Origin of the sequence: Acinetobacter sp. GFQ9D191M (assembly GCF_011174875.1) — a bacterium.
Lineage (GTDB): Bacteria > Pseudomonadota > Gammaproteobacteria > Pseudomonadales > Moraxellaceae > Acinetobacter.
In genome coordinates this window covers 1-6,152 of sequence record NZ_JAALGV010000079.1, presented here as the reverse complement: position 1 = coordinate 6,152, position 6,152 = coordinate 1, and the positions used below count along the sequence as shown (strand labels likewise).

Annotated in this window: 3 protein-coding genes and 4 pseudogenes; 4 read left to right on the top strand and 3 right to left on the bottom strand. The window is 40.9% G+C overall.

Going from position 1 to position 6,152, the window contains the following annotated elements; genetic code table 11:
* Together G5T77_RS12345 and G5T77_RS12340 are read left to right on the top strand one after the other, a co-directional pair.
* Positions 1 to 125, top strand: a pseudogene (locus G5T77_RS12345) (IS5/IS1182 family transposase); the annotation flags it as partial.
* A 350-nt stretch (positions 126 to 475) separates the two neighbouring features.
* A complete protein-coding gene (locus tag G5T77_RS12340; protein WP_166139541.1) occupies positions 476 to 1,075 on the top strand; it encodes a hypothetical protein in 600 nt (199 codons plus the stop codon).
* Positions 1,076 to 1,111: 36 nt separating this feature from the next.
* On the opposite strand, the pseudogene G5T77_RS12335 reads toward G5T77_RS12340, so the two are convergent.
* From G5T77_RS12335 to G5T77_RS12325, 3 genes and pseudogenes are all read right to left on the bottom strand, one after another.
* Positions 1,112 to 2,477, bottom strand: a pseudogene (locus G5T77_RS12335) (amidohydrolase).
* 25 nt (positions 2,478 to 2,502) lie between these two features.
* Positions 2,503 to 3,423: an ABC transporter permease gene (locus G5T77_RS12330; RefSeq protein WP_166139543.1), complete on the bottom strand. Its 921-nt coding sequence runs from the start codon at positions 3,421 to 3,423 to the stop codon at positions 2,503 to 2,505.
* A 24-nt stretch (positions 3,424 to 3,447) separates the two neighbouring features.
* Positions 3,448 to 4,092 (bottom strand): annotated as a pseudogene (locus G5T77_RS12325) (ABC transporter permease); the annotation flags it as partial.
* Here G5T77_RS12325 and tssK point away from each other — a divergent pair.
* Together tssK and icmH are read left to right on the top strand one after the other, a co-directional pair.
* A pseudogene (gene tssK / locus G5T77_RS12320) lies at positions 4,090 to 5,283 on the top strand (type VI secretion system baseplate subunit TssK); the annotation flags it as partial. The pseudogenes G5T77_RS12325 and tssK sit on opposite strands and share 3 nt — an antisense overlap.
* An 8-nt stretch (positions 5,284 to 5,291) precedes the next feature.
* Positions 5,292 to 6,104, top strand: a complete 813-nt coding sequence (gene icmH / locus G5T77_RS12315; RefSeq protein ID WP_166139548.1) for a type IVB secretion system protein IcmH/DotU — start codon at positions 5,292 to 5,294, stop codon at positions 6,102 to 6,104.
* The last annotated feature ends 48 nt before the right edge of the window (positions 6,105 to 6,152 follow it).

The following is a 6,152-nucleotide window of genomic DNA, read 5'->3' as shown; positions in this document are numbered from 1 at the left end:
TAGATTAAAGCAATTTAGAGGAATAGCTACTCGATATGACAAGCTCAAAAGAAATTATCAAAGTTCTGTTGCCTTAGCCTGTATATTTTTATGGCTACCGTTATAGGGTTAATTATGAACAGTAAGTGTCAACAGACCCTAGATTATAGATGTATATCTTGTTTAATTCTTTCTATCAATATTCTTATTAACCACCTTATATAAGTTTTATCTTTTAATGGGTGATATTGAGTAAAACGAGTAATGATCATTAACTGAATTGAATCGCTACAAAATATGTAATGATTCTAGTTTAAAACCAAATAAAAAATATTTTAATAATAATTATTAAATTTAAAAACAATAATTTATGTCAGTAAAAGTATATATTTTATTTTAAAGTCTTCCCAAATATCCCCCTTTTTACCTGCTTGCAATTAAAGCTTTTCAGTCACATGATTAAGTGATCAAGGCTGCATATCAAGTGAGTAAAATCATGACGCCTGAACAACGCTTCCAAGCCATTTTGGCCCAATCCAAGCAGCATGATGAAGAAAAATCCCAGCGCTCAAAGCTGGAAAATAATCTGATCGTGCTCAGTCATGAACTGAAGGAACTCGCAGAACGCATTGAGGAACAAGTCACTGATCTCATCTTCGCTGAAATGGATCATTTTCTAGAATCTCAAGGCTGGAATTCAGAATTTATTAATACCAGAAATAAAAGATATACCCTGAATGAAAAAAATATTTATCTCAGCGCACTTAAGCCAACGATTGGAAAATTTTTATTTGTGATCAAGCATGACCTATTCGAAAGTACTGAACATCAGGTGGAAGCCTGCTTTAAGGATAGTACGACCTTGAGTCATTTTAAAACTGCCATGCAAGGTGGAGATCTTAAAAATGATATTCCGATCAAGGCACTTGAAGAATGGTTAAAAGGCTTACAGTTGACATTGCAAAAATTAAAAGCTGAAAGTCACAACCTTCAAGCTGATGGTCTGACCTATGAAGTGATTAAGGTTGGTCAGATCCATCATAAAAGACTGCCTAACTTTATCGAAGCCTTTTTATCCATTCTGGAGCATAGATAAGCCTGTTTAAAGTTAGGGTTAGTTTTTAAACTTTATTTACAGGCGCTGTAATTCATTGACCGCACTTCCCTGTTCTGCGAGCCATTTTGCGCGTCGCTGGAACAAGGCTGGAGCAGCCTGATTGACCTGCAATTAAGATTTGCAGATCAGCACGTACCAGTTTTCGGTTTTCTACTACTATCTGACCGTTCACCATGGTCATGTGCACATCCTGTCCCTGTACTGCATGCACCAGATTGGTATGTAAATTAAATAACGGACCTTGATCAATCAAGGGTGTCATTCTTGGGGTTGCAATATCTACTGCAATCATATCGGCAAGTTTTCCAGCTTCTAGCAAACCAATCTGATCCTGCATACCTAAAGCTTTGGCACCTGTCCGAGTTGCCATCTGACAGACAGACCATGAATCCAGTGCTGCAGCATCCAAACCGGAAAACTTCGCCAATAATGAAGCAGTTTTCATTTCTTCAAACATGTCTAAATTATTATTTTCTTTCTCGCCATCAGTACCTAATCCTACAGCAATGCCATGTTTAAGCATTTCCGTAATGGGGGCGGCGCCAGATGCCAGTTTCATATTCGATATCGGGTTATGTGCGACACCAACATTATAGTGTTTTAAAATTTCGATCTCTGCTGAATTGGCCCAGACACAATGCGCTAACAGGCATTGAGGTACATCCAGCATGCCCAATTGTTCCAGCGTCTGGATCGGGCGCACGCCATAACGTCGAAGGTTTTCTTCAACATCAAACTTGCTTTCGTTGCTATGCGTGTGAAAACCCGTCTGATATTCATGACACATTTTCTGGATACGTGCCAAGGCTTTTTCTTCAGCATAAAACAGATGTTCCAAGCCAACCCAAACCTGAATTCGCCCATTTGCGGCTTGATGCCATTTTTGAATTAAAGCTTCATTACTATTGAGGGTTTCAAAATAGTTGTGATCTGTATGTTCAGCCACATATGGCACCAGCACTGCACGTATACCGAGTTGCTGTGCGGCCTCAGCACTACCTTCCATATAACGCCACATATCCACAATGGTAGTCGTGCCGGATAGCAGCGCTTCGGCATAGCAGAGATAAGAGGCAATTTTGGAATCTTCGGGAGTCACTACCCGATGCATCGGGTCAATAAACTGTTGCAACCAGTCCCAGACTGGCAAACCCTCAGCTGTACCGCGTAGCAGGCCTGAGTGGCAGTGGGTATTAATCAAGCCCGGCATCAATAAACTTTTAGGATACTGGGTAACTGCAGCTTCAGGATATTGCTGAGTTAATTCCTGTAATGTTCCTACCTGCTTAATAAGAGCACCATCAATCAGGATGGCACCATCTTTAATACAGTCCAGGTTGGAGTTCATGGTCAGGACATAATCTGCGCTTATAATTTTCATAAAGTAATTCCTGAGATTTGTCCGATTAAGGGCTAAAGGTTTTGCCGAGTGACGCTGGTAAATTGAGTTTCAATAACTTCTTGTCACGTGAAATGAGGACTAAGACGACAATGGTTGCGATGTATGGCAATGCCGATAACAGTTCATTCGGTACTTCTAGACCCAGCGCTTGGGCATGAAACTGCAAAATCGTTACACCACCAAATAGATATGCACCCAACATCAAGCGCGTTGGTTTCCATGCAGCAAAAACCACTAATGCAATTGCAATCCAGCCGCGCCCTGCAACCATATTTTCAATCCACATCGGCGTATAAACCGTAGATAAAAATGCACCGCCAATACCTGCCATTGCACCGCCAAACATCACTGCACCATAGCGAATCGCCAGCACGTTATAGCCCATGGCATGTGCACTTTCTGGAGATTCCCCTACTGCTTTCAGTAACAGGCCTAAACGGGTTTTACCCAGTACCCACCACACCAACACAAAAGCAAGAATGGACAGATACACTACATAGTTTTGCTGGAACAGGACTGGTCCTATGAATGGAATATCTGCGAGTCCCGGAATTTTTAAGTTTTCCAGACCCGGTAAGGCAGTACTGACATAATTCTGTCCCAGAAAGGCTGAAATCCCAATCCCAAAAATAGTGAGTGCCAGACCACAGGCGGATTGGTTGGTGCTTAAAGATAAGGTAAAAAATGCAAAAATCAGTGCCATCAATGTGCCTGCCAATCCGCCCATAAATAAGGCGCTGGCGACACTGGCTTCATACTGGCTAGCGAAAGCAAATCCAGCAATGGCACCGACCAGCATCATGCCTTCTACCCCAAGATTGATGACACCGGTACGCTCTGCTACCAGCTCACCCAGCCCGGCAAAGATCAATGGCGTTGCCGCAGCGACAGTTCCGGCAACAATTGCGGTTAATTCAATACTCATGTTGTTATCCTTCTTCTGTCTGGATCAGGCTGCTTGCGCAGTGGTCATGGTTTTTTTGATTTTCTTTTTGGTAAAACGGTAGCGGTTTTCAATCAGGGCATCTGAAGCCAACAGGAAAAATAAAAGCAGGCCCTGGAAAATTCCGGTAATCGCGACTGGGAGTTGCAACTGCATTTGTGCCAGTTCGCCACCTAAATAGATCAGCGCCATCAGGAAACCTGAAAGTACGATTCCAATGGGATTTAGTCGGCCCAGATAAGCCACAATAATGGCTGCATAACCATAACCTGGTGAAATATTCGGATTGAGCTGGCCGATTGGACCTGCAACTTCACAGATTCCGGCAATCCCCGCCATCAGACCTGAAATTCCCAAACTTAACCAGATGGCTTTTTTTGCTGAAAATCCTGCATATTGAGCTGCTAAAGGCGCCTGACCACTGACTTCCAGTTTATAGGCCATCAAGCTCTTACGGATAAAAATCCAGAACAGCACCACTGCGATGATTGTGATAAAAATTGAGGCGTTAATCCGTGTGCCTTCCATAATCAGCGGCAAGGTCGCGCTTTCCGAGAACATTACGGATTGTGGAAAATTCATACCATCCGGATCACGCCATGGGCCATTAACCAGATACATGAGCAGGAAAAACGCGACATAGTTCATCATCTTCTGGCATTAAATAAAGTTGAAATGATCTGGCAAGATGGGGAAATTTATCAGGCACCTGCAAAGGATTTATTACCTGAACCGGTTCAGCTAGATACACTGAATTTACAAGGTGAAATGCAAATTTATTTGGCCTTACCGATGGTGCAGCCAAATAAACAGAATGTCAGTCATGCTGATCAAGCCCGACCTAGCCGTTATCATTCCCATTTAAGTTCAACTCATGACTTGTTTACCGATGCAAGTACTGCTGAGATTACATTATTGCGCCGTCGTGCTGAATTAAAAATATTTGAAGGTAGCCAAGAACCTCAGCATCACATGGATGGCTACCTGTATCTTCCAGTAGGTCGAATTAAACGACAAAGTTCAGGGAATTTTATTTTTGATCATAAATTTATCCCACCAATTTTACATATACAGGCCAATGAAAATCTTTTGGTTAATTTACAACGCACCTTGAATATTATCCAAGCAAAGATCAAGACCATTCAGAGTAATAATCGGGAAAATGAACAGAAACTGATTGAATTCCGTTCTGGGGATATTGTGTCTTTCTGGCTGGTCAATGCCTTAAATACTGCATATGCGAGCCTAAACCATATTTTGCAGTATCCGATTATTCATCCTGAACGTCTCTATAGTGAACTATTACGCCTAACTGGCTCATTGCTAACTTTTTCGACTGCTTATAATGTCGATCAACTGCCTAAATATCAGCACTATCATCTATACGAAAGCTTCAATCAGTTAGACATCATTTTAAGAAATCTACTAGATACCATTATCTCGAATCGTTATATCAGCATCTCCTTAAAAGAAACCCGACCATCCTATTGGCTTGGCAGTCTGGAAACCGACAAGATTACCCGAGATACGCGTCTATATCTGGCTGTTTCAAGCAGTGTGATGCCTGTCCAAGATTTAATTGCTTATGTACCGATCCGTTTTAAAGTTGGTAGTACAGTTGATGTTGAACAGCGAGTCATTGCAGCCCTCCCTGCCATTCCAATTCAACATTTGATTCAAGTACCAACAGCGATCCCGGTTCGTTCTGGAGTCAGCTATTTCGAAATTGAACCGAATAACGATTTGTATCAACGCATGTTCGATTCAGAATCGATTTGTATTTATATACCGAATGGATTTCAGGATATCAGGATTGAACTTATTGCAGTCATGAAAGGATAAGTATCAGTATGAATACAATTACAAATTCTGCACCATCACTATTTGATGATGGCCAGATCGGATCTGGAAAGATTGTTACGCAAACAACTGATCAGAAATCTCATATGACGACCAATCTGATTGATCTTCTCTATGACGGATTTTATATTGTCTTTTTGCTAAAAAATCATTATATCCCTTCGCATCCAGCATCGTTTCGTGAAAAGATTCTGGAAATGCTAAACTATTTTGAGCATCAAGCACGTAAACAGCAATTTTCTTTTGAAGACATTCAGGATGCTAAATATGCTTATTGTGCCTTATTAGATGAAACTATTGTCACGCAGCAGGATGCCCGTTTCTTTGATCTGCAAAATTACTGGATGATAGATCCATTACAATTAAATTTATTTGGTTCTCAACTTGCAGGTTATCGTTTCTTTGAGCATCTAGAGGAAATTCGTTATAAAGATAATGAACGTTTAGCGGTACTGGAAGTCTATCACTACTGCCTGTTATTAGGTTTTCATGGAAAATATCGGCTTGAGTCTGTGCATAGTTTGAATCAGCTGATTACCCAAGTGAGTGAACAGATTGATTACCTAAAAGGTAAAAAAACGCCGTTTTCCCCTTTTGCAGCACTACCTGACAAGATCAAACATATTATTCATCGTGAATTACCATTTTTATGGATTTTGGTATTTTTGCTTTTGTTCACTCTAATGAGTTTTGTCGGTCTGAAATATATGCTATCGAGTGAAACTACAGAAATTTTTACTCAATATCAGAATGTGATTAGTGCACCAGCGGAACAGGCCTACATCACGATGCATTTACCTTAATGAAACCTATAATAAATGATCTATAAAAACTAGGGTCTGTTGACACTT